This window comes from Hymenobacter sp. M1-2 (genome assembly GCF_057808495.1).
Genome location: NZ_JBTYZO010000015.1, coordinates 84,487 through 107,382, shown reverse-complemented (window position 1 = coordinate 107,382; position 22,896 = coordinate 84,487). Strand labels below are relative to the sequence as shown.

Annotated in this window: 19 protein-coding genes; 9 read left to right on the top strand and 10 right to left on the bottom strand. The window is 57.7% G+C overall.

Annotation, left to right across the window (positions count from 1 at the left end; all coding sequences use genetic code 11):
• Positions 1–192 precede the first annotated feature (192 nt).
• The 8 genes from ACYSMN_RS15660 (at position 193) to ACYSMN_RS15625 (ending at position 11,099) form a co-directional block, all read left to right on the top strand.
• A complete protein-coding gene (locus ACYSMN_RS15660; protein ID WP_488924846.1) occupies positions 193–4,647 on the top strand; it encodes a HAMP domain-containing protein in 4,455 nt (1,484 codons plus the stop codon).
• 76 nt (positions 4,648–4,723) lie between these two features.
• Positions 4,724–5,227 (top strand): chemotaxis protein CheW, encoded by a 504-nt coding sequence (locus tag ACYSMN_RS15655; RefSeq protein ID WP_488924845.1) that lies wholly within the window; start codon positions 4,724–4,726, stop codon positions 5,225–5,227.
• Between the two features lie 83 nt (positions 5,228–5,310).
• Entirely contained in the window at positions 5,311–5,682 is a 372-nt protein-coding gene (locus ACYSMN_RS15650; protein WP_488924844.1) for a response regulator, read from the top strand.
• A gap of 94 nt (positions 5,683–5,776) precedes the next feature.
• A complete protein-coding gene (locus ACYSMN_RS15645) occupies positions 5,777–6,853 on the top strand; it encodes a CheB methylesterase domain-containing protein (protein ID WP_488924843.1) in 1,077 nt (358 codons plus the stop codon).
• The gene (locus ACYSMN_RS15640; protein ID WP_488924842.1) at positions 6,850–8,481 is read left to right on the top strand and encodes a chemotaxis protein CheA; all 1,632 of its coding nucleotides are present in this window, start codon (positions 6,850–6,852) and stop codon (positions 8,479–8,481) included. Before ACYSMN_RS15645 ends, ACYSMN_RS15640 begins: the two co-directional genes overlap by 4 nt.
• Positions 8,482–8,545: 64 nt before the next feature.
• Positions 8,546–9,178, top strand: a complete 633-nt coding sequence (locus ACYSMN_RS15635; RefSeq protein WP_488924841.1) for a chemotaxis protein CheC — start codon at positions 8,546–8,548, stop codon at positions 9,176–9,178.
• Positions 9,179–9,498: 320 nt separating this feature from the next.
• On the top strand, positions 9,499–10,590 hold the full coding sequence (locus tag ACYSMN_RS15630; protein WP_488924840.1) for an agmatinase family protein: 1,092 nt from the start codon (positions 9,499–9,501) through the stop codon (positions 10,588–10,590).
• A gap of 170 nt (positions 10,591–10,760) precedes the next feature.
• Complete coding sequence (locus tag ACYSMN_RS15625) at positions 10,761–11,099, top strand: phage holin family protein (RefSeq protein ID WP_488924839.1); 339 nt, start codon at positions 10,761–10,763, stop codon at positions 11,097–11,099.
• A 102-nt stretch (positions 11,100–11,201) separates the two neighbouring features.
• On the opposite strand, the gene ACYSMN_RS15620 is transcribed toward ACYSMN_RS15625, so the two are convergent.
• The 6 genes from ACYSMN_RS15620 to ACYSMN_RS15595 form a co-directional block, all read right to left on the bottom strand.
• Positions 11,202–11,996 carry a DUF4349 domain-containing protein gene (locus ACYSMN_RS15620; protein ID WP_488924838.1) on the bottom strand — a complete coding sequence of 265 codons (795 nt, stop codon included), beginning with the start codon at positions 11,994–11,996 and terminating at the stop codon, positions 11,202–11,204.
• A gap of 295 nt (positions 11,997–12,291) precedes the next feature.
• Entirely contained in the window at positions 12,292–13,596 is a 1,305-nt protein-coding gene (murA, locus tag ACYSMN_RS15615) for a UDP-N-acetylglucosamine 1-carboxyvinyltransferase (protein ID WP_488924837.1), read from the bottom strand.
• A gap of 124 nt (positions 13,597–13,720) precedes the next feature.
• The gene (locus tag ACYSMN_RS15610; RefSeq protein ID WP_488924836.1) at positions 13,721–14,446 is read right to left on the bottom strand and encodes a DUF4290 domain-containing protein; all 726 of its coding nucleotides are present in this window, start codon (positions 14,444–14,446) and stop codon (positions 13,721–13,723) included.
• 18 nt (positions 14,447–14,464) lie between these two features.
• Positions 14,465–14,839: a hypothetical protein gene (locus ACYSMN_RS15605; RefSeq protein WP_488924835.1), complete on the bottom strand. Its 375-nt coding sequence runs from the start codon at positions 14,837–14,839 to the stop codon at positions 14,465–14,467.
• The gene (locus tag ACYSMN_RS15600) at positions 14,829–15,077 is read right to left on the bottom strand and encodes a hypothetical protein (protein WP_488924834.1); all 249 of its coding nucleotides are present in this window, start codon (positions 15,075–15,077) and stop codon (positions 14,829–14,831) included. The genes ACYSMN_RS15605 and ACYSMN_RS15600 overlap by 11 nt, the downstream gene beginning before the upstream one ends.
• A 23-nt stretch (positions 15,078–15,100) precedes the next feature.
• Entirely contained in the window at positions 15,101–17,356 is a 2,256-nt protein-coding gene (locus ACYSMN_RS15595; protein ID WP_488924833.1) for an ATP-dependent helicase, read from the bottom strand.
• Between the two features lie 185 nt (positions 17,357–17,541).
• Between ACYSMN_RS15595 and ACYSMN_RS15590 the strand changes: the two genes are divergently transcribed.
• Entirely contained in the window at positions 17,542–18,120 is a 579-nt protein-coding gene (locus ACYSMN_RS15590; protein ID WP_488924832.1) for a DUF3109 family protein, read from the top strand.
• Between the two features lie 47 nt (positions 18,121–18,167).
• Here ACYSMN_RS15590 and ACYSMN_RS15585 read toward each other — a convergent pair whose 3' ends face one another.
• The 4 genes from ACYSMN_RS15585 to accC form a co-directional block, all read right to left on the bottom strand.
• Entirely contained in the window at positions 18,168–18,866 is a 699-nt protein-coding gene (locus ACYSMN_RS15585) for a hypothetical protein (protein ID WP_488924831.1), read from the bottom strand.
• Between the two features lie 87 nt (positions 18,867–18,953).
• Positions 18,954–19,589: a Uma2 family endonuclease gene (locus tag ACYSMN_RS15580; RefSeq protein ID WP_488924830.1), complete on the bottom strand. Its 636-nt coding sequence runs from the start codon at positions 19,587–19,589 to the stop codon at positions 18,954–18,956.
• A gap of 126 nt (positions 19,590–19,715) precedes the next feature.
• Positions 19,716–21,206 (bottom strand): alpha-amylase, encoded by a 1,491-nt coding sequence (locus ACYSMN_RS15575; protein ID WP_488924829.1) that lies wholly within the window; start codon positions 21,204–21,206, stop codon positions 19,716–19,718.
• 335 nt (positions 21,207–21,541) lie between these two features.
• Positions 21,542–22,888: an acetyl-CoA carboxylase biotin carboxylase subunit gene (gene accC, locus ACYSMN_RS15570; protein WP_488924828.1), complete on the bottom strand. Its 1,347-nt coding sequence runs from the start codon at positions 22,886–22,888 to the stop codon at positions 21,542–21,544.
• Positions 22,889–22,896: the final 8 nt, after the last annotated feature.

The window sequence follows — 22,896 nt, the reverse complement described above, 5'->3', positions numbered from 1 at the left end:
CACGTGTGCAGGCAACAGCGGAAACGCCGCAACTGGTTCACCGAAAGAGGGTTCCGTTACTCCATGATATGTTGTAGAATCATTCTCCGGGAAATAGGCGTATTCGCTACCTTTGCTAAGTAGAGTAGCGGCAGCTTTGCGCGTTTTGCGCCAACTTAGCCTTCTCTACTCAGTCCCGCTACTCCTTGCTATATGGCATCAGGTAAGACTACCTCCTCCACCCGTCGTGCGGCCGTACTTAACCCGGCTGAGACTTCCCCGGCCGACGCTTCCACCGTCGTGGCCACGCGGCCGGCTCCCGGCAACAGCGACCCCACGCGCCGCAGCGGCAGCCCCAAAGGTTCCAGCACGCGCCACAATGGGGCCCTCGAAAACTCCGACTACGTAAACGAGCAACTCAACCGGGTGCTCTACGCTCTCGACGCCTTCAAAAAAGGCGACGTATCGGTGCGGCTCACTAAGCAGAACAACGACATCTTCGCCGAAATAGCCGAAGCCTACAATTCCATGGTGGAAATGATAGGTGGAGTAGGCGGCGAAGTATCGCGCATCTCGAAAGTAGCCGGGGTAGAAGGCAACTTGAAAGCCCGCGCCTCCGCCGATAATGCTGCTGGTTTCTGGCGCGATATGATCAACAACATCAACGGCTTGGTGGATAGCATTGCCGTGCCGGTGTTGGAAGTGGGCAAGGTGCTCAAGAACATCAGCAAGGGCAACCTGGACGAAACCTTCCAGATTCCAGTGTCGGGCGACTTCAAGGTGATGGCCGAAACCATCAACCGCACCATCGACAACCTGAACCTGTTTGCTGGCGAAGTAACCCGCGTGGCGCAGGAAGTAGGCACCGAAGGCAAGCTCGGCGGCCAAGCCAGCGTACCAAACGTAGGCGGTATCTGGAAAGACCTGACGGACAACGTGAACTACATGGCTTCGAACCTGACGAGTCAGGTGCGCGACATTGCTAACGTGGCCACCGCCGTAGCCAAAGGCGACTTGACGCAGAAGGTGACAGTGGATGTGAAGGGCGAGCTGCTGCAATTGAAGCAGAACCTGAACCAGATGGTGGACTCGCTCAACCTGTTTGCCGGCGAAGTAACCCGCGTGGCCTTGGAAGTAGGCACCGAAGGCAAGCTCGGCGGCCAGGCTTCAGTGCCGAACGTGGCCGGCGTGTGGAAAGACCTGACCGACAACGTAAACTACATGGCTTCCAACCTGACGAGTCAGGTGCGTGATATTGCCAACGTGGCTACCGCCGTAGCGCGTGGCGACTTGAGCCAGAAGATTACAGTGGATGTAAAGGGGGAGCTGCTGCAATTGAAGCAGAACCTGAACCAGATGGTGGATTCGCTCAACCTCTTCGCCGGTGAAGTAACCCGCGTGGCGCAGGAAGTAGGCACCGAAGGCCGCCTGGGCGGCCAAGCTAGCGTACCAAACGTGGCCGGCGTATGGAAGGAGTTGACGGACAACGTAAACTACATGGCCTCCAACCTAACCTTGCAGGTACGTGACATCGCCAACGTAGCTACCGCCGTAGCCAAAGGTGACCTGAGCCAGAAAATCACGGTAGACGTGAAAGGGGAGCTGCTGCAATTGAAGCAGAACCTGAACCAGATGGTGGACTCGCTCAACCTGTTTGCCGGCGAAGTAACCCGCGTGGCCTTGGAAGTAGGCACCGAGGGCAAGCTCGGCGGCCAGGCTTCAGTGCCGAACGTGGCCGGGGTGTGGAAGGACCTGACCGACAACGTAAACTACATGGCCTCCAACCTGACCAGTCAGGTGCGCGACATTGCCAACGTGGCTACCGCCGTAGCCCGCGGCGACTTGAGCCAGAAGATGACGGTGGATGTGAAGGGTGAAATCCTGGAGCTGAAGAACATCCTCAATCAGATGGTGGACTCGCTCAACATCTTCGGCGACGAAGTAACCCGCGTGGCTCGCGAAGTAGGTACCGAAGGAAAGTTGGGTGGTCAAGCCTCAGTACCCCGGGTAAGCGGCACCTGGAAAGACCTGACGGACAACGTGAACTACATGGCTTCGAACCTGACCAGTCAGGTACGCGACATTGCCAACGTAGCCAGCGCCGTAGCCAAAGGCGACCTGACGCAGAAGATGACGGTGGATGTGAAAGGCGAGATTCTCGACCTCAAAAACATCCTTAATCAGATGGTGGACTCGCTCAACATCTTCGCCGGCGAAGTAACCCGCGTGGCCCGCGAGGTAGGCACCGAAGGTATTCTGGGCGGCCAGGCTTCGGTACCCAACGTGAGCGGCACCTGGAAAGACCTGACGGACAACGTGAACACCATGGCTTCCAACCTGACCAGTCAGGTGCGGGACATCGCCAACGTGGCTACCGCCGTAGCCAAAGGCGACTTGAGCCAGAAAGTGACGGTAAACGTGCGTGGGGAGCTGTTGCAGTTGAAGGAAAACCTCAACCAGATGGTGGACTCGCTCAACACCTTCGGCGACGAAGTAACCCGCGTGGCTCGCGAAGTAGGCACGGAAGGAAAACTGGGCGGCCAGGCCGACGTGCCCAACGTGCGCGGCACCTGGAAGGACCTGACCGACAACGTAAACTTCATGGCCGCCTCGCTTACCAGCCAGGTGCGCGACATTGCCAACGTAACCACCGCCGTAGCCCGCGGCGACCTAAGCCAGAAAGTGTCGGTAGATGTCAAAGGCGAGTTGCTCGACCTCAAAGACAACATCAACCGGATGGTGGACTCGCTCAACATCTTCGCCGGCGAAGTAACTCGTGTGGCGCAGGAAGTAGGCACCGAAGGCAAGCTCGGCGGCCAGGCCGATGTGCCGAACGTAACCGGCGTCTGGAAAGATCTGACCGACAACGTAAACACGCTGGCCGCCAACCTCACCACCCAGGTGCGGGGCATCGGCAAAGTAGTAACCGGCGTATCGCAGGGTGACCTGACGCAGAAGCTGACCCTGGACGCGAAGGGCGAAGTGGCCGACCTCGCCGACACCATCAACCGCATGGTGGACGACCTGAACCGCCTAGCGCAGGAAGTGAGCCGCGTGGCAAAAGTGGCTGGGGTGGAAGGCAAGCTGACCGAGCGCGCCACGGTAGGCGGTGTGAGCGGCTCGTGGAAGGAAATCGTGGATACACTCAACGACTTGCTCGAATCCATTGCCTCGCCGGTGCTGGAAGTGAGCCGCGTGGTGCGGGCCATTTCCGAGGGCGACCTGACCCAGCAAGTGGAAATCCAGACGGCCGGCGACATTCAGGCCATGTCCAACGCCCTGAACCTGGCCGTGGAAACGCTCAACGACCTGCTCGCCGAAATCAACGACTCGTCGCAGGTGGTGGGTACTTCTTCGGAGGAAATGGCGGCGAAAGGGCAGGAGATGAGCCGCGTGACGGTAGACGTGGCCCTGGCCATGCAGCAAATGGCCGAAGGCGCTCAGAACCAAGCCCTCAAAACCGACCAAGCCTTCAAGCTCATCGAAGAAATCATGCAGGCCACCAAAGAAACCGCCGGCAAAGCCGACATTGGTATCAAGGCGGCTATTCTTGGCGAGCAAACTTCGCAGCTCGGTCTGAAAACCGTGGCCGAGGTGGTGAAGAACATGGAGGAAATTTCGGCGGCAGCGGCGCAAACGGCTAAAACCATCGAAGTACTTTCCGTCCGCTCCCAAGACATCAGCAAGTCGCTAGGCGTGATTACCGACATTGCTGCCCAAACCAACCTGCTCGCGCTGAATGCCGCCATCGAAGCGGCCCGCGCCGGCGAAGCGGGCCGGGGTTTCGCGGTAGTAGCCGAAGAAATCCGCAAGCTGGCCGAAGGCTCTCGCCGCTCGGCCTCGGAAATCGGGACGCTGGTGGATGATGTAAAGAAGGATACGACCTCCGCCGCCACCGCTATTTCAACTATGGAAGGCCGTGTATTGAAAGGCAAAAACGCCACCTTCGAGGCCAGCTCGGCCTTTAAGAACATTGCCACCAGCAGCGGCGAAACGCTACGCACTTCCCGTGACATTCTCACGGCCACCGAAATCCAGAAAACGTCCATCGGCGACGTAGTGAAGTACGTGGAAGAAGTGGTAGCCATTGCCGAGCAAACGGCTTCCGGCACGCAGCAAGTGGCCGGCACCGCTAAGCAACTCTCCACGTCCATGCACGAGCTCACCGTGTCCAGCCAGCGCCTCACCGACATTGCCGACGACCTGCAACTGGGCCTTTCCAACTTCCAGCTGCTGGAATACGTGGAGCCAGAGCCCGTACCCGAGCCGCCGCGCCGGGCCATGCGGCGGCAGGTAGTGGCCGTGCCGCAACCCGCCGCTCCCGCAGAGCGCCAACAGCGGGTAGTGCGTCGTCCGGTCACCGCGGCGGCTGATGCTGCCGCGCCGGTCAGTGCCGCCCGCCCCGCTGTTGGTTCGCGCCCCCGACCAGCGGCTCAACCAGCGTCGCCCACCAGTTCGCCAACGTCTGCCGCACCCCCGCGCCGGGCCGCAAAGGCGGCGCCAGCGCCTGAAGCCGCACCGGAGGCTCCTTCAGCCAAGGCTCCAGCCGAGCGTGGACCGCGCCGCCGAGAAGCGCCGGCTGGTTCCAGTGGTTCTAATGGCGCCGCCACCTCAGAGAAAAAGCCGGGTAAGGCTCCGGCACGCGCCAAAGCCAAGAACAGCAAATAAGTCCAGCCGTTAACCTTCGGGCCAGGGCAGCAGTTTCGTGTAGTAGCTGCCCTGGTCCTCAGAATATTTCCGCCGAATGGCTGACGCAGAACTAACCAGCGAGAAAAAAAGCAAGCCGGATACCATCATTCAGTTGATTGTGTTCCGGCTCGGGGAAGAAGAATACGGCCTGCGCATTGAGCAGGTGAAAGAGGTGACACTGACGCCCGAAATTGCGCGCATGCCCAAAACGCCGCCTTTCGTGAAAGGCATTGCCAACCTGCGCGGCGACATTATTGCCATCATCGACCTGGAAGAGCGGTTCCAGCTCCGGCCGGCTGGCCAAGAGTTGCCGGCGTATTCCTACACGCTAGCCATCGAAGCCAAGGATTATACCATCGGCATTGTGGTGCGGGAGGTGCCGCAGCCGCTGTCCATTCCGGCCTCGCTCATCGAAAAAGCTCCCGAGTTTATTCAGGACCTCAACATCAACGACAAGTACATTGAGGGCATTGTCAAGGTAGATGGGCGCGTTATCATCGTGCTCGACATGCTGAAGCTGCTCACCCCCGCCGAAATAATGCAGCTCCAGCCGCGCTGATAGCCACCACATCTTTGCCGGTTGCCCGCCGTACAAGCTCCAGTTTTCGCCTTCCCCTCTCTCCGCTTTTTGACCAGCTCTTTATGAAAAACCGCATCCTCATCGTGGACGACTCCTTCTACATGCGCACGATGCTCAAGAACATGCTCACCGATGCCGGCTATGAAGTGGTAGGTGAAGCGGCTAACGGCCAGCAGGCGCTGGAAATGGCCGCCGCCACCAACCCCGACCTCATCACCCTCGACGTGATTTTGCCCGATAATACGGGCTTGGATGTGCTGAAAGGAATCCGGGAAAACGACCCCGACGTGAAGGTGGTAATGTGCAGCGCTGTGGGGCAGGAGGTGATTGTGAATGAGGCATTGGAAAGTGGAGCTTCTGCCTACATCGTGAAGCCGTTTTCCGAGGAAAAAGTCCTGGAAATCGTGACCAGCACCTTGCAGACCGAGGAGTAGCCAGTTCTTGCTGATGAGCCTGGCCAGCGTTGCTGATTGCTTTTCGGACTGAAGCTACGCCACCAACTGCCTGTTTGTACTCTTTGCTTTTCCCGTGCCTGACAGTTCTCTTTCCTTCACTATTCTGCTTGGTAACCTGCCCACCGCCCTGCGGCTTGGGCTGCGGCGCCTACTCCAGACTCAGCCCGACCTGCACGTGGTAAGTGCCAGTGCGGGAACCACTGAGCTGCTGGCCCAGGTTCGTCGGTTGCGCCCAGCACTAGTGATTGTGGGCGAGCAGCAACTGCGCGACATAGAGCAACTTAGCCGCTACTCGGCAGTACCCGTGCTGCTCTGCTGCGAAACGACTCCGCTGGCCGGCATGCTGCACGAAGCCGCCCGCTGGGGTGTTTTCGATTATCTAACATCCGATAGCAATATCTCCGAACGAGCAGCTGATGTGTTGAGCAAGGTGCGCAAGGGTTTGCCCGAAACGCCGCAGCCCTTGGCAAAACATACAAGCCCGGTCCTTGTGCCAGGTCTTTCCCACGGCTTGATAATCATTGGCGGCTCGACGGGCAGCCCCGCGGTGGTGGAGCAGTTGGTGCGGGAACTGCCCGCTTCATTGGCCTGCGCCGTGGTGGTAGCAGTGCATTTGCCCGCCTCGTTCCAGCAGTCATTCGTGCGGCGCCTGCGCCGGGCCACGGTCTTGCCAGTAGTAGTGGGCGGCAATGGTACCATCCTGGAGCCGGGCCGAATTGTGGTGGCAACTGGCGGCCGCAACTTACTCGTCAAAGCGGCTTCCCATAGTCCCTGGCGCGCTTGGTACATCGAATACACGCCCGAGCCCAGTCCCTCCGGCGACGAACCTTCTCTCGACTTGCTGATGCGCTCCGCCGCGCGTACCGTGGGCCGTAACGTGCTCGGCGTGGTGCTTACCGGCCTGGGCCGCGACGGTACGCTGGGCGCCCAGGCAGTCCGGCAGTACGGCGGCACGGTACTGGTGCAAGACGAAGCTTCCTCGATGGCGTTTTCCATGCCCAACTCAGTTATCGAGAGCGGCTGGGCCAATGCCGTGCTGCCGCTGGCGGAGTTGCCCGCCGCCATTACGCACCATGCTGGCCTCTTCCAGCGCCTCTCCTCGGCTGGCCGACTTGTCCGTTCATCTTCCGCCCGCGTCGTTCAGCTATGAAATCACGCGAGCAGGAATACCGGGAAATCTACATGGCCGAGGCGCTGGAAGCCTACGATGCCATGAGCCGGCACATCAGCGAGCTGGAGCGCAACCCGCAGGAGCAGAATGCCCTGAATGAGCTATTCCGGCTCATGCACAACCTCAAGTCCAACTCCCGGGCCATGGGCTTCATTCCGGTGGGGGAGGTGGCGCACAACATGGAAACCATCTTCGGCCTGATCCGCGACAAAGAGCGGGAATTCACTGGGAGCTTGGCCACAGTACTGTTCATGGGCATCGACACGCTGGGTGCCATGATTCGGGCGGTGGGCGCCGAGGAAGAAATACCCGACAGCAAGGCGCTGCTCGACAACCTCGACCGGCTGGTACGCGGCGAGGAGCCCGTGCTGGCCGCCGAAGAAGTGGACGACGAAGACGCCACGCGCAAGCTGGAGCTGTCGGATTTGGTGTACATCCAGATCAAAAAGCTCGACCACTTGCTCAACTTAGTGGGAGAGTTGATTATCGACCGGGACCGAATTCTGACCCTGAGCCAGGAAATCGGCCACCCGGCGCTGCAAAGCTCCGCCGCCCACCTGTTCCGCATCACCGACGAGCTGCAATACTCCGTCATGGATGCGCGCCTCGTGAGTGTGGGCACGCTGCTCAACAAGTTTCCGCGGGTGGTGCGTGATGTGGCGACGGCCGAGAAAAAGCAGGTCGAACTTACGCTCAGCGGCCAGGACATCCAGATCGACCGCAACATCCTGCAAATCATTACCGACGCGCTGCTGCACCTCGTGCGCAACGCCGTGGGGCACGGCCTCGAAACGCCTGCCGAACGGGAAAAAGCCGGCAAGCCGGCCCAGGGCCAACTCGTTCTGTCGGCCCAAACTGAGCGCGACGATGTACTGATTCAAGTCACCGACGACGGCCGCGGTATTGATGTGGAGAGTGTGCGCCGCAAAGCCGTGGAGCGGGGCCTGGTTGGCAAGAAAGCCGCCCGTCTGCTCAGCGACGACGCAGTGCGGGCCTTCCTGTTTGAGCCCGGCTTCTCGATGGCCAAGGAAGTAACCGAAATTTCGGGCCGCGGCGTGGGCCTCGATGTCGTGAAGCTGGCTATCGATTCACTTGGTGGGCAGTTGCGCGTAGAATCGGTACTGGGGCAGGGCACCACGTTTACGCTGGTGCTACCCACGTCCATTGCCGTGAAGGGCGCTCTGCTCTTCGAGCTGGATGAGCGCAGCTACGCCATTCCGCTCATGCACACCGACTCTGTGGTGTCGCTCCAACCTCACGATTTGCACGTGGTGGGGGGCGTGCTACTGGCCGAGGTGCAAGGCGAAAACGTGACTGTCGTGAATCTGCGCCGTCTGCTCCACAACGATGAAGGGCCGCTACCCGCCGCCACCCGCGCTGAGTTGCAAGGCCGCCAGGACATCATCATCGTCAACTACAACAACCGCAAGCTCGGGCTCATTGTCGACCGTTTTCTGCGCCAGCAGGACATTGTCATCAAGCCAATGAGCAAACCGCTGGACACTATTGAGCTGTTCGGCGGCGTGACGCTGCTCGGCAGTGGGCAAGTATGCCTCGTGCTCGATGTGCCCGCTTTAACCCGGCTGTTTCTAGCCCGACGGCCGTGAAAATACGTAATGCTGATACTGAAGTGTTGCTGCGCGGCAGCCTTCAGCCAACTGACTGAACTATATGGACTTGCACATGACAGAACTGGAGCGCGACGTGGTCCGCGAAATTCTGAACATAGGACTGGCCCGCGCTGCTGACTCGTTTGCAGTGATTGCCCAAGAAAAAGTGTTGCTGGAAGTTCCTAGCCTCGATCTGGTGCCCGGCAGCGGCATTCAGGAGTTGGTGCGCGAGTTTCAGCGCACCAACGTGGCCATCCAGTCCGACATTCGGGGCGACTTCAACGGCACGACGCTCATGTTCTTTTCGGGCCTGCATATTCAGCGTTTGTCGCGCGTGTGTTTGCGCATGAGCGTGCCGGCGGCCACCGAAATCAACGAGATGCAGGAGTCCTTACTGTTGGAAATCAGCAACATTATCACCGGGGCGCTGGTCACGCAACTGGCCAACATCCTCAAAGCCCGGATTTACGGTGCGCCACCCACGGCCCCGGACGGTGACATCGCGGCGTCCTTGCACAGCCTCATGGACACGCAGCCGAGCGTGCAGCCGCTCATTTTCTCGGTCATCACCCAGTTTTCCGACAAAGATAATTCGGTGGAATTGCCGCTGATGCTCTTTTTCGACCGCGCCACGTTCGAGAAGATTCTCGACATCATTCGCACTTACAACTTCCTCAACGGCGCCTCTGTGTAGCTGAAGAAAAAGGAATTTCCTGATGGCCTAAGTCTGGTAGATATTCGTTGCTCATGGCCGCACGCTCCGGTCTGCCCGCTTTTTCGGCGGGCTGACCGGTCGCCGCGAGCTGACGTTGTTCCGACTGCTCATTCACCCCAATTCAGAATTTCTAATTCCTCATTCAGAATTAACGGATGGCGCGCCCTTCGACCGATCAGCCCGCCGAAAAAGCGGGCAGACCGGAGCTGCGGCTATGAGCAATTGACAATGAGCAATGGCCTGGCTAGGCTTTTAGGAAGTTCTTCATTCACCCCTCCTTTCTGCTTTACTATTTCATTATGGCAAATTCTGTCTCTTTCAGTCTCGAAAAAAAACTCGCTGACTTCGACCCCAACGCCTTAGGCGATACGCAGGGCGGCATTTACGGTCTGCCCTTCACCGTAGAGGAAGCGCAGGTGGTAGTGGTGCCCGTGCCGTGGGAAGTCACGGTTTCGTACCGCGCTGGCACCGCCGAAGGCCCCGCCGCTATTCGGGATGCTTCTCTGCAAGTGGACCTCTACGACCCGGACTTGCCCGACGCCTGGCGTATGGGCCTGGCTATGGAAGAGCCTGATGAGAAAGTAGCCGCCGAAAGCCAGGAACTGCGCCCCCTGGCCGAAGATTACATCGGTTGGCTGGAAGAAGGCGAGCCCGAAGCTAGCCGCGCCCAATTTGCCGCCGTGCCCGAGCAAATCAACCAGCGAGGCGAAGCGCTGCTCCAGTATCTCAAGCAGAAAACCGGCACCTACCTCGACGCCGGCAAAGGCGTGGTGCTGCTCGGCGGCGACCATAGTACGCCCCTCGGCTACCTGCACGCCCTGGCCGAGCGCCACGAAGAGTTTGGTATCCTACAAATTGACGCGCACTGCGACCTGCGCCCCGCCTACGAAGGCTTCGAGTACTCGCACGCCTCTATCATGTACAACGCCCTTAAGCTGCCCCAGGTGAAGAAGCTGGTGCAGGTAGCCATTCGCGACCTGTGTCAGCAGGAAGCCGAACTAGTGGAGCACAGTAAAGGCCGCGTCACGATGTTCCATAACCGTTTCCTGAGCAACGAGCGGTTCGCGAAGAAGTCGTGGAAGAAGGTCTGCGGCAAAATCATCGCGCAGCTACCCCAAAAGGTGTATTTGAGTTTCGATATTGATGGCCTGGACCCTAAGCTCTGCCCCGGCACCGGTACGCCCGTACCCGGCGGCCTCGAGTTTGAGGAAGCGCTCTACCTCATCCAGGCCGTAGTGCGCTCCGGCCGCACCATCATCGGCTGCGACCTGAACGAGGTAGCGCCCGGCGACACTGAGTGGAACGCCATTGTGGGCGCGCGCCTGCTCTACAGCATGGCCAACTGGATGGCCGTTTCGCAAGGCCGCCTCCAAGCCCGTAGCGCGGAATAAGTTCTTAGGTGACAGGTGATACGTAACAGGTGACTGGATGAAGAGGAAAAGTGAAAGCAGATGCTGGGTTTACTTTTTCCGTCGCCGTCCGTACACCGACCAGGTTTACAAATTGGTGAACTTGTCACCTGTCACCCCATAACCTGTCACCTAATCACCCAACAACCTCCATGCTCGGTTTCATCCTCAAGTTTCTGCTCACGGCTGTCATCACCTACGTGCTGGCCGCGTATCTGCCTGGCTCGCACATCGGCGGCTTTGGCGACGCCATTCTGCTGGTTATTGTGCTTGGGGTGCTGAACGCCATTCTCAAACCCATTTTGAAGCTGTTTGGCTTCCCCATTACCGTACTTACGCTCGGCCTGTTTCTGCTGGTCATCAACGCCGTCATCGTCATGATTGCCGATTACCTGATTCCTGGCTTCAAGTTGGATGGCTTTGTTTCGGCCCTGATTTTCAGCATCGTATTATCCGTCGCCACGGCCATCGTCGATATGGTTGTGGATTAAATGATTCTGGCGAAGCACAAAAAGCCCTGAACTCTCGCCAGAGTTCGGGGCTTTTTGTTGCGGCATACACTTTAACGTTGTGTCGCTAGAAGGAACCGTCTGCTAAGCGGGTAGTTCTGCGGCGGCTCGTTGGCGCCGACGACGCTGCCGCCAGGCTCGCACAATCCAAACGCCGGCCGCGCCGAGCAGCACCAGCGGCCAGGCCGTTACGAATGCCAGCACGAGGCCTGTGAGCAATTCCCACCCGTCGTAGAAGGCCTGCGTGAAGCGGCTGCCGAAGGAAAGAACCGGCGCGTCGGGCGTATTGAGCGTGATTTCCTGAAAATAGGTGAGCGTGATGGTGGAGTAAGCCAGTTGGTCGTTGAGGGTTTTGAGCCTGCTTTCGGTAGCTTCGATGTCGCCGCGTACTTCCCCAATCTTCTCCTCGATTTCCAGAATTTCTGATACTTTCTTCGCGCGGCTCAACAGCGCCACGTACCGCTGCTCCAAAGCCCGCTTGGTACCCAGCCGTGCCGATACGTCGGCGTGTTCGGCCGTCACGTCATCGGTGCCGAGGGTTTTGGATTCCAGCTTGCCCAGGCCATTCAATTTGCCGAGAAAGGCTTGAAAACGTGCTGGCAACACCCGGATTTTCATCTGATGCTGCCACATTCCATCTTCCCGCGTCTCGGAAGCATCCGACACGTAGGCTCCGTAGGCGCGCGTGAGGCTATCCATCCGTGCATTTGCCTGGTTCAAGTCCTCCACTTTCACCCGCACTTCGGCGTGGTAGATAATCTTGCGAGAAGCAGCCGGTGCGGCAGTTGTCTGGGCTGTGTTTTGAACTGGCTCATCAGCAGGGGGAGCGGCTTGGTCAGCTTCTCCTCCCTCCTGAGGGCTTTCTGGCACTGGTGCCATCAATGCTGGACTTGAAGCCGATTCAGCCTCTTGTTTAAGTTCATTCGCGCTGCAAGCTGTGAGCAACAGCAGGGCGGGCAGCATCCATACGCGCATTTTCATGAGGAAAGGAGTAAAAGAGTGAATGTATCCAACCGCACTTTCCCTTGATTGCCGAAAGCTTAACGGGTAACCCAACGCGCAACGTATATGCACGAAAAAGCCCAGCCTTTGGGAAGGTTGGGCTTTCGTCGCGAGAAAAGCAGGTAAGCCCTTCGCGCGTTACGCTACATCAAGCAATACTTGCCAGGCAGCGCTAGAGGCGCCGAATCTGGGCTCCCAGGGCCGTGAGGCGCTTGTCGATGTACTGGTAGCCACGGTCAATCTGCTCCACGTTTTCAATTACGCTACGACCATCGGCGGAAAGCGCGGCAATCAGCAAAGCCACGCCGGCCCGAATGTCGGGCGAGGACATGGTGATGCCGCGCAGCTTCTGGCGCTGGTTCAGGCCGATAACGGTGGCGCGGTGCGGGTCGCAGAGTATCACTTGCGCGCCCATGTCGATGAGCTTGTCCACAAAGAACAGACGCGACTCGAACATTTTCTGGTGAATAAGCACCGTGCCCTTAGCCTGCGTGGCCACCACCAGCACAATGCTCAGCAGATCGGGCGTGAAGCCGGGCCAAGTGTGGTCCGATACGGTGAGGATGGAGCCGTCGAGGTAAGTGGCAATCTGGTAGTGTTCCTGGGCCGGAATGTGAATATCGTCGCCGCGGAACTCCAGCTGGATGCCGAGCTTGCGGAAGGTGTCTGGAATGATGCCCAGCTCGGGAATCTGGCAGTCTTTGATCGTGATTTCCGAACCCGTCATAGCCGCCAGCCCAATGAAGGAGCCGATTTCTATCATGTCGGGCAGCATGCGGTGCTCGGTGCCGCCCAGGGCTTCCACGCCCTCAATGGTGAGCAGGTTGGAGCCAATGCCGTTGATCTTGGCACCCATGCGCACCAGCATTTTGCAGAGCTGCTGCAAGTACGGCTCGCAGGCCGCGTTGTAAATGGTAGTGGTGCCCCTGGCCAGCACGGCGGCCATTACGATATTGGCGGTGCCCGTTACGGAGGCTTCGTCCAGCATCATGTAAGTGCCGGTCAGGCCCTCTTCGGCGGAAATTCGGTAAAAATCGGTGCCTTCGAGCGTAAGCTTGCCGCCTAACTTTTCCAGCCCTAAAAAGTGCGTGTCCAGCGGCCGACGGCCAATTTTGTCGCCGCCGGGCTTGGGCAGTTGGCATTTGCCGTAGCGGGCCAACATAGGCCCTAGAATCATCACCGAACCCCGTAGCGCCCGACCCTGCTCCACAAATTCCGGCGTGTCGAGGTAGTCTAAATTCACCGCGTCGGCCTGAAAACGGTAGGTGTCGGAGGCCAGCTTGCCGACTTTCACGCCCATGTCGCGCAGCAGCTCGATGAGCTTGTTGACGTCGCGGATGTCGGGGATGTTGGAAATAGTGACGGGCTCCGGCGTGAGCAGCACAGCGCACAGGATTTGCAGAGCTTCGTTTTTGGCGCCCTGCGGCACTATTTCACCTTTCAGCGGATGCCCGCCAATTACTTCAAATGAGGCCATTCTTGGTTTGAGAGGTGAGACCGTGAGACATGAGACATGAGACTTGCGTGCTGACGGCCCGACTGGCGGGTTTTAGCACGCAAGTCCCATGTCTCACTTCTCACGGTCTCATGTCTAATAAAAATTACTGCGGCGGTTGCTGGGGTTCCTGGCGGCCTTTTTTGCCGCCCCGGCGCTGCTTGTCGCGGCGGTTGCCTCCACCACCGCTGCCCCGGCGGCCTTCGCGCTCCTGGCGCGGCTGCGGCACGATGAACGGCGTTGGCCGGCCGCTGGCGCTGGTGTTGGCACTAGCAGTCGGCATTTCAAACAGGTTTTGGGCCTCCACCAAGGCCGGATCCAGCGTGAGCTTACCGCCCGAAAGGTCTTTCAGGTGCTTGAGGATGGTGACGTCCTTGGCGTTTTCCTTGTTGTGGGAGCGGTACAGGAACTTCATCGTGCGCCCGATGGTGATAGTGGCCTGCTCCCGCTCGGTGGGGTCTTCCAGGCTCAGGGCTTTTTCCACCATCAGTTCCACGCCGCGGCCGTAAGCGCGTAGCTTCAACGTTTTTTGCGGGTAGGGCAGGGGCTTGGGGTGCTGGTTCAGCTCACTCAAGCCCTTCAGCTCGAAAGGAGCATCAATGTCCAGATCCTCATCGGCCATCTCGTAGAGGTGGTTCCACACCCGCGCCTGGGAGTCGGGCTGGTCGCGCAGGGCGGGTTGCAGGCGGAAGATGAGCTGCACAATCTGCTGGGCGCGGCGCGTCCGCTCGTCGCGGTCCTCGATGCCGCGCAAAGTTTGCACCAACTGGAAGGTGGTTTGGCCGTACTCGCGCTGGAGGAGTTCGTGCTTATGAAGAGAGGGAAGGGGCATTCGTAGGAAATAAGTGTTCTAGAGAGTGGGCGGGACCGTGCCGTCGATGGCCGCGATGATGCTTTTGAGTTGAGCGTCGGTGATGTTCTCACGCTCCGACTTGTCGAAAATAGACGCCAGGTAAACCGTAGTCGTCCCGTCGGTCTGCTGTTGTAGTTGCGCCACCACGTAGGTGATGACGCGCATACCGCCGCTTTTTCCGCCGCCTTTGCTGCGCACCGCTAGCCGTATTTTGTAGCAGCTTTTGCCAAGCGGCGTGCCTAGTTGAGGGTTCCCCGTGAGCTGGGTGGCCAAGTGTTCAAGCTCGTCTAGCAACGACGTGAACTTCTTTGCCAAATGCTTTAATTCTCGTTTGAAGTGAGGCCCATAGGTGACGACAACTTCAATTGCCATCTTCTTCGGCTAGTTCCTGGCGTAGCTCGTCGAGCAGTTGATTAAGAGGAACCTTGGGCTTGCGGCCGGCTTCCATGTCGGCAATATCACGAAAAGCCTCCGTCAACGATGCCCGGACAGCAGCTTCCTGGCGGACAGTCTCCAGCTCTTTCTGCAACGCCTGCCATTGTCCGTACGGAATCTGCACCGCCTTGCGGCGGCCCTTACCATCGGTCAGGTATGTAATGGAAACATTCATTGGGTGAAGATACGGCTTGACAATTAGCCCAGCACGCGCAATTTCGCAAAACTCAGCAACAACGTCTTCTCACCCACCTCGTCGAAGTGAATGATGGCCTTGGTGGAGCCCGACACGGTTTCGAGCTTAGTGACCTGGCCGAAGCCGAATTTGGGGTGCTCCACGCGCTGGCCGGTTTGCAGCTGGCTCGTGTCGGAAGGCTTGAAGTCGGCGGGGGCTACGTACTTGGTGGCTACCGTCTTACGCGGGGCGGGCGGCACAAGGTTGCTGCGCCGCTCAAATACGTGCCCAAACGGCGACTCGCCCGCGCCCGGCCCAGTGGAAGGCGCAAACTTGAAGTCCACGAACTGCGGGTCGATTTCGTCCAGAAAGCGGCTTTTCTCGCAGCTGCGCAGGTTGCCCCACTGGTAGCGCGAGGTGGCGTAGCTGAGCGTCAGCTTCTTCTCGGCCCGCGTGATGGCCACGTAAAACAGACGGCGCTCCTCCTCCAGGTCGGCGCGCGAGGTAATCATCATCTGGCTCGGAAACAGATTTTCCTCTAGCCCCACGATGTACACGTTGCGAAACTCCAGGCCCTTGGCCGAGTGAATCGTCATGAGCGTCACCTGCTCTCCTTCGTTCTGCCCGTCCTTGGTGTCGGCGTCCGTGACGAGGGCAATATCTTGCAGGAAGGTGCCGAGGCTCTTTTCATCCCGCTCGGGGTCTTCCACAAAGGCCTTGATGCCGTTCAGCAATTCCTGGATGTTCTCGTAGCGGGAGAGACCTTCGATGCTCTTATCGGAGTACAGCTCCTCGATCATGCCCGAGTTCTTGGCAATGAACTTGGCCGCCTCAAACGCGTCTTCCTTGGCCGCTACGGCGGTATAGCTCTTGATTTTTTCCGCGAAGTCCACCACCGGATTCGCCACGCGGGTGGGCAGGAACTGGTCGGCATTCGCCACCACTTCCCAGATCGTATGGTTGCTTTCCTCAGCCGCGTTGATGAGCTTGCTGATGGTGGTGTCGCCGATGCCGCGCTTGGGGTAATTGATGACGCGGCGTAGCGCCTGCTCGTCGTTGGGGTTCACCGTGAGCCGCAGGTAGGCCACCAAGTCCTTGATTTCCTTGCGCTGATAGAAGCTCAGGCCGCCCACAATCTTGTACTTGATGTTGAGCTTGCGCAAGGCCTCTTCCATTGCCCGGCTTTGGGCGTTGGTGCGGTACAGGATGGCAAAATCGTCGTACGACAGATGGTGGCTCATCTTGTCCTCGTAGATGCTGTTGGCCACGAGCTTGCCTTCCTCGTTGTCGGAAGCTGCCTTCAGCACCTCAATCAGCGGACCTTCCTCGTTGTCGGAGAAAACGTCTTTGCGCAGCTGGGCCTGGTTGTTCTTGATGACCGAGTTGGCCGCCTTCACGATGGTCTTGGTGGAGCGGTAGTTCTGCTCCAGCTTGAAGACTTGCAGCTCCGGGTAGTCTTTCTCGAAGTTGAGAATGTTTTGAATATCAGCGCCCCGGAAGGCGTAAATGCTCTGTGCATCGTCGCCCACCACGCAGATATTGCGCTCTTTAGCCGCCAGCTTGCGCGCAATCAGGTACTGCGAGTAGTTGGTGTCCTGGTACTCGTCTACCATCACAAACCGGAAGATGTGCTGGTACTTGTTGAGCACATCCGTATGGTCCTTGAACAGTACGTTGGTCTGGTAGAGCAGGTCGTCGAAGTCCATGGCGCCGGCCTTGAAGCAGCGGTTGGCGTACTGCTGGTAAATGACTCCGAGCTTGGGCCGCAGCGCCGCCTCATCGTCTTGCCGGATGATGGGGTCGTTGAGGTACTGCTGCACCGAAATCAGCTTGTTCTTCGCCGACGAAATGCGGCCCAGCACCATGTTGGGCTTGTAAAGCTTGTCGTCCAACTCCAACTCCTTCAGAATCTGGCCGATGAGCGTCTTGCTGTCCTGCGTGTCGTAGATGGTGAACGAGCGGGGGTAGCCGAGCTTGTCGGCCTCGGAACGCAAAATGCGGGCGAAGATGCTGTGAAACGTACCCATCCAGAGGTTCTTAGCTTCCGGGCCTACCACCTTCTCAATTCGGGCGCGCATCTCGCGGGCCGCTTTGTTGGTGAAAGTAAGAGCCAGGATGTTGAACGGGTCCACGCCCTGTTCCAGCAGATTAGCAATGCGGTACGTGAGCACCCGGGTTTTACCCGAGCCGGCTCCCGCGATAATCATGCAGGGGCCTTCGATTTGCATCACGGCGGCCGCCTGCGAAGGGTTCAGTAAAGAATGATAGTCTAGTCCCATTCGTCGTCAGTCGAAAACTAAGCTTTTTGGCTTATTAGCAAAGGTACGGCATTCAGGGCGGGCCACGAAACGGTTATCTTCGCGTTTCGGTTTCTCCCCAAGGCTCGCGGAAGGTAACGCAACACCCCGCCGCTCCATCCGGCGAGACCCTGCGCCACCCCGGCGAAACACTGCGAGAAACATCCATGATTCAGATACAGAACACACTTATTTCCGACGACGTTCGGGATAATTTCTTCGTTTGCAACCTCGAAGCCTGCAAAGGCGCCTGCTGCGTGGAGGGCGACCTGGGCGCGCCGTTAGAAGAAAGCGAACTGGCCATTCTCGAAGCCGAGTACCACAACATCAAGCCCTTTCTTACCGCCGCTGGCCAGCAAGCCATTGACGATCAAGGTCTTTACATCAAAGACTGGGAAGGCGACTTCAGCACCACCACCATCAACGACCGGGAGTGCGCCTACGCCCTCTACGACGAGCGGGGCATCCTGAAATGCGGCATCGAACAGGCTTACCTGGCGGGCGCTACCACCTTCAAAAAGCCCATCAGCTGCCACCTGTACCCCATCCGCATCAGCAAATACGATGGTTTCGAGGCCCTCAACTACGACCGGTGGGGCATTTGCAACCCAGCTTGTTCTTTCGGCGCCAACCTTGGCGTGCGCGTCTATCAATTCCTAAAGGAGCCCCTAATTCGTAAATACGGCGAAGAGTGGTACGGCGAGTTGGTGCACGAGATAGAGCACGGCTCCGCAAGTTCTACTTAATTGATTACCAAGAGTAGGTGCCTGGTTTTTACTCTACAGTAGGATGACTAATAGCTGGTGGACTGAGGTTTCTTGGCGGTTGCATCTGTAAAAAAGACTAGCATAAAATTACTGTTGTAGAGCACTATAAAGCACGCCACCAGAGAGCTGAATGAAAGCAGGCCAGCTAGATAAATAATAATATGAGGAAGTCCTGGCCACTCAGAACCGCTTAGCCAGCCGCGGTAAAAGCTAAAAGCTTCTGTGAAGGCTAGCGCTGGCAGAAAATAGAAAAGTAATCTACGGGCACTATTCCGGCGATACATCAACTGGTAGCTCAAGATTAGTACAGTGAGACATAGTCCTATATGTAACAGCACGATAAGAAAATGCCACTCCCCAGGTACAATACCTACAGGCTGACTGTACTTTGCCTGCACAATGGAGAAGCTGCTTACCAGCTTTAGCAAGAAGCCAATACTTCCTATGTAGCTAAGTAGCAAGAAAAGTAAGGTAAAGCCCTGAACTGCTTTAGCGAGTTTGTGCTGGCCAGGGTCACGCTGGAAATCGCGCCAAATGGTAAATACTATCCAAAAAAAGTAGAAGATCTTGGCACCCATAGTGTACAGATGAGGATAAGCGAAGCGGGAAGTTACGTGAAAAAAGATACCGATTTTCAGGCGTTGGTAAGATATGAGGCGATGTCGGATTAATGTTATTGGGCGGTTATACTCATCAGGCACTAGCTGAATGCGCATTTCGTGCATAGCAAGCAACTTATAGAAGACATGAAGCAAGCTGCGGAATGGAAGATCAGGTGGTTAGGTGCACGAGATAGAGCACGGGCAGCAGGCTTAGTCGGGTAAACGGCGCAGAGTAGTTTCGGTATCCGGGCCGGTTTCTACCTCTTCATATATGTCGCCAACAGAGAGACGGAGATGCAGCGCTTCTAACTCCACCCACTCGTGCGCCTCGCGTACCGAAGCCAGGGTCCAAGTGCCATCGGCGTTGCGGGTGAACCACTCCACAAGCTGCCGCCGTTGCGAAACTAGGACGTAGTGCTGTAAAGTGGGTATCAGTTGATATTGCTGAAACTTCCACCCTCTATCATGTGCTTCGGTGGATGACGATAACACCTCCACGATAACGCTGGGACAGTGAACTGTGCGCAAGTCCTGCTTGTCTACAGTATCACAACTTACTACAATGTCCGGATAATTGTAATGCGTGGCCTCATCCACGGACACCCGTACGTTTTCGGAATAAATATCGCAGCCTCGTCCACGCAGGGCATTTCGAAGAGCAACCACGCAATTTTGAATAAGGCGGTTGTGCCGTTTAGTGCCGCCTGCCATAGCTTCTGGTCCATGAGGTCCGTCGAGCGGAAAAATTTCTCCGTGGTAGTACTCGTGCCGAATGTCCGACGCTTCTTCCAGAGCGAAGTATTCTTCCACGGTGTAGCGGCGGGTGTAATCGGGCTGGGCGGGCATGAGGCGGATAGCTAAATGAGAAACTAAAAATACGGTAAACGTCTGACAGCCCGACTGACGGTGCTCTAAAAGCAAACCAGCCCGGCCGAAGCGGCCGGGCTGGTTTGCTTGAAAAACTGACAATGCTCAATTGGGCACCCAGGTAGAATAGCTGCGGGCATTCACCGGGAAGTTACCGTAGCCGTTGCCGTCGGTGGTAACGGTGCCGGCGTAGTTGCCGGTTTTGTCGGTGAGGGTGGCGTTTTTGAAAGGCGTCGTGACGCCTTTCGTGCGGGATGAGCCACCGTCGTTCAACAGCAACAGCAGGCCTTTGTGGGTAGTGTCGCCGGCGCGCGAGTAGACGTACACATCAGAGTCGTTTACGCTCGTGTACTCATAGGAAGCACCATAGGCGTTAGCCTTACGAATTTGGATGAGGTTCTTAATTTGCGCGCCTAGGTTGTAGTTGTAATAGTCTTTGTAGAACACGCAGGGGTAGCCTTTCTCGCGGGTCAGGATGTAGGCGTAGGCCAGCATCTTGAGGTTGACCACCGGCGAGAACAAGCCGCCGCCCGTCTGGTCGGTGTCGTGGTTATCAACGAACGACACCGACAAGGCCCCGTTGGCTTCCGTGAAACCGGCGAATTGCAGCCCGCGCATATCCCAGGCGCCGTTGCCGCTGCTCATGTCCTGGAAAGTATAGTGCAGCGGCACGTCGAAGAGGCTGGTGCGCCCGCCGGTGGCGCCGGCGTAGTTTTGCAGGTCTTGCAGGTTGCGGAACCAGGCTTCGCTCACGGCAAACCGGCCGCCTTTCACAGCATCGAGCCACTCATTCACGAACGAGTTTTGGATGTGCTTGGTCGCGTCGAGGCGGTAGCCATCGAGGCTGAGCTTGGTGGTAATCCAGTTGCCCCAGGCCTTGGTTTCGTTGCGCTGGTTCGCGTCGGAGTAGCGGATTTCGGAGCCCAGCAGATTGTCGTAGGCGTCGCCGTTGGCGTAGGGCTGGAAATCGTAAGGATTCCACAGGTACCAACCGTTGTTGGGCGCTTGCTGCGTGGCGTTGAAGTTGTAGTAGTGCCACTTAAACGAGCTGTAGGTGTTGCCCCGGCCCGGATACGTGAAGCTGGTATACACGTTGAAGTTCTGCCCGTTGTAGCTGAACTGCTCCTGCGCATCGGCCGACGTGAGGTGGTTCATCACCATATCCTCGTATACCTGAATGCCCTTGCCGTGCAGCGCCGTAATGCACGACTGCAACTGGCTCAAGGTGCCGTAGCGCGTGGGCACCGTGCCTTTCTGGTTGAACTCGCCCAAATCGTACCGGTCGTACACGCCGTAGCCTACGTCGTAGATGCTGCCGCCCTTGTATGCTGGGGGTATCCAAACAGCCGTAATGCCAGCATCCTGAAATTCTTGGGCTTTGCCGCCCAGCACTTGCCACCAGGTGCTGCCGTTGGAGCTGATGGGCACGTCCCAGTAGAAGCCTTGCAGCATCACGCCATTGACGGCCGTGGCGTTTTGCTGGGTCTGGACGGGTTGCGGCGCTCCGGCTGGCTGCGCTACATCTTTGTTGCAGGATTGCAAAAGCAAGCCCGTGGCAGCCAGCCCCCAGAGGGCCAGCGCGGATAATTTTTTCATGAATGTGGGAATTGGTTGTGGAAGGTTAGAACACAACAAGAATACCCTTTATCTAAGAAATATTCAATACCCTAAAGCTAGTAATAGCGTGCATAATTTGGCTGTTATATGCTCTTGAAGCATTCAAGCCAAGCCTTATGCCTGGATGACTCGACTGTATCACCGCACCGCAAAATAGCTTCTCTGGATATAATACCATATTGATCAATTCTGGTGCTGTGTTGATTCACGAATAAAACGGCGGAAGGCGCTTCCCTTGGTGAAGCCACCAACAAAAACGCCCGGCCTGCTAACAGGTCGGGCGTTTTTACTCCGAGACGGGGCGGCAAGAGCGACTACAACTCGGTGAAGTCGAAGGAGGTTTCCAGAAACTTCGTGGTGAAGTCGCCATCCTTGAAGTTGGCGTTATCCATCAGCTTCAGGTGGAAAGGAATGGTAGTTTTCACGCCTTCCACTACAAACTCACTTAAAGCTCGCTTCATTTTCACAATGGCCTCCTCGCGGGTTTGCGCCACCGTGATGAGCTTGGCAATCATGGAATCGTAGTTGGGCGGAATCTGGTAGCCCGCGTACACGTGCGTATCCACGCGCACGCCGTGGCCGCCGGGAATGTGCAACGTCGTGATTTTGCCGGGTGAGGGACGGAAGCCGTTGCGCGGGTCTTCGGCGTTGATGCGGCACTCCATGGCGTGCATCTTGGGGTAGTAGTTGCTGCCCGAAATCGGGATGCCCGCCGCCACCTTGATCTGCTCCTTGATGAGGTCGTAGTTGATGATTTCCTCGGTCACGGGGTGCTCCACCTGAATACGGGTGTTCATCTCCATGAAGTAGAAATCCCGGTTTTTATCGACCAGAAACTCAATGGTGCCCACGCCTTCGTAGTTGATAGCCGAGGCGCCGGCAATGGCAGCCTTGCCCATTTTGTCGCGCAACTCGTCCGTCATGAACGGTGAAGGAGCTTCTTCCACCAGCTTTTGGTGGCGACGCTGGATGGAGCAGTCGCGCTCCGAGAGGTGGCACACGCGCCCGAACTGGTCGCCGCAGATCTGGATTTCGATGTGGCGGGGCTCTTCCACGAACTTCTCCAGGTACACGCCGTCGTTGCCGAAAGCGGCTTTGGCTTCGGTGCGGGCATCGTTCCAGGCTTTCTCAAACTCGTCTTCGGAGTTGATGATGCGCATACCACGCCCACCACCGCCGGCCGTAGCCTTCAGAATAACCGGGTACTTGATTTTGGCGGCTACTTTCTTGCCCTGCTCCACCGAGTCCAGCAAGCCCACCGAACCCGGAATGCACGGCACTCCGGCCTTGATCATGGTGGCCTTGGCCGAAGCCTTATCGCCCATCTGGTTGATCATCTCGGGCGAGGCGCCAATGAACTTGATGCCGTTTTCCTGGCACACGCGCGAGAATTCCGCGTTTTCCGACAGGAAGCCGTAGCCCGGATGAATGGCATCCGCATTGGTAATTTCCGCCGCCGCGATGAGTGTAGGGATGCTCAGGTAGCTCTGCGCCGATGGCGGCGGCCCAATGCACACTGCCTCATCCGCGAAACGCACGTGCAAACTCTCCTTATCAGCCGTAGAATACACTGCTACGGTCTTGATACCCATCTCCTTACAGGTACGAATAATGCGCAGCGCAATTTCGCCCCGGTTGGCAATCAGTATTTTTTTAAACACAGGTCTGG

Bases quoted from the DNA above. Each gene is read 5' to 3' on its own strand.
- ACYSMN_RS15660 (WP_488924846.1), top strand. From the start codon at position 193: ATGGCATCAGGTAAGACTACCTCCTCCACCCGTCGTGCGGCCGTACTT.
- ACYSMN_RS15655 (WP_488924845.1), top strand. From the start codon at position 4,724: ATGGCTGACGCAGAACTAACCAGCGAGAAAAAAAGCAAGCCGGATACC.
- ACYSMN_RS15650 (WP_488924844.1), top strand. From the start codon at position 5,311: ATGAAAAACCGCATCCTCATCGTGGACGACTCCTTCTACATGCGCACG.
- ACYSMN_RS15640 (WP_488924842.1), top strand. From the start codon at position 6,850: ATGAAATCACGCGAGCAGGAATACCGGGAAATCTACATGGCCGAGGCG.
- ACYSMN_RS15635 (WP_488924841.1), top strand. From the start codon at position 8,546: ATGGACTTGCACATGACAGAACTGGAGCGCGACGTGGTCCGCGAAATT.
- ACYSMN_RS15630 (WP_488924840.1), top strand. From the start codon at position 9,499: ATGGCAAATTCTGTCTCTTTCAGTCTCGAAAAAAAACTCGCTGACTTC.
- ACYSMN_RS15625 (WP_488924839.1), top strand. From the start codon at position 10,761: ATGCTCGGTTTCATCCTCAAGTTTCTGCTCACGGCTGTCATCACCTAC.
- ACYSMN_RS15620 (WP_488924838.1), bottom strand. From the start codon at position 11,996: ATGGCACCAGTGCCAGAAAGCCCTCAGGAGGGAGGAGAAGCTGACCAA.
- murA (WP_488924837.1), bottom strand. From the start codon at position 13,596: ATGGCCTCATTTGAAGTAATTGGCGGGCATCCGCTGAAAGGTGAAATA.
- ACYSMN_RS15610 (WP_488924836.1), bottom strand. From the start codon at position 14,446: ATGCCCCTTCCCTCTCTTCATAAGCACGAACTCCTCCAGCGCGAGTAC.
- ACYSMN_RS15605 (WP_488924835.1), bottom strand. From the start codon at position 14,839: ATGGCAATTGAAGTTGTCGTCACCTATGGGCCTCACTTCAAACGAGAA.
- ACYSMN_RS15600 (WP_488924834.1), bottom strand. From the start codon at position 15,077: ATGAATGTTTCCATTACATACCTGACCGATGGTAAGGGCCGCCGCAAG.
- ACYSMN_RS15595 (WP_488924833.1), bottom strand. From the start codon at position 17,356: ATGGGACTAGACTATCATTCTTTACTGAACCCTTCGCAGGCGGCCGCC.
- ACYSMN_RS15590 (WP_488924832.1), top strand. From the start codon at position 17,542: ATGATTCAGATACAGAACACACTTATTTCCGACGACGTTCGGGATAAT.
- ACYSMN_RS15585 (WP_488924831.1), bottom strand. From the start codon at position 18,866: ATGCACGAAATGCGCATTCAGCTAGTGCCTGATGAGTATAACCGCCCA.
- ACYSMN_RS15580 (WP_488924830.1), bottom strand. From the start codon at position 19,589: ATGCCCGCCCAGCCCGATTACACCCGCCGCTACACCGTGGAAGAATAC.
- ACYSMN_RS15575 (WP_488924829.1), bottom strand. From the start codon at position 21,206: ATGAAAAAATTATCCGCGCTGGCCCTCTGGGGGCTGGCTGCCACGGGC.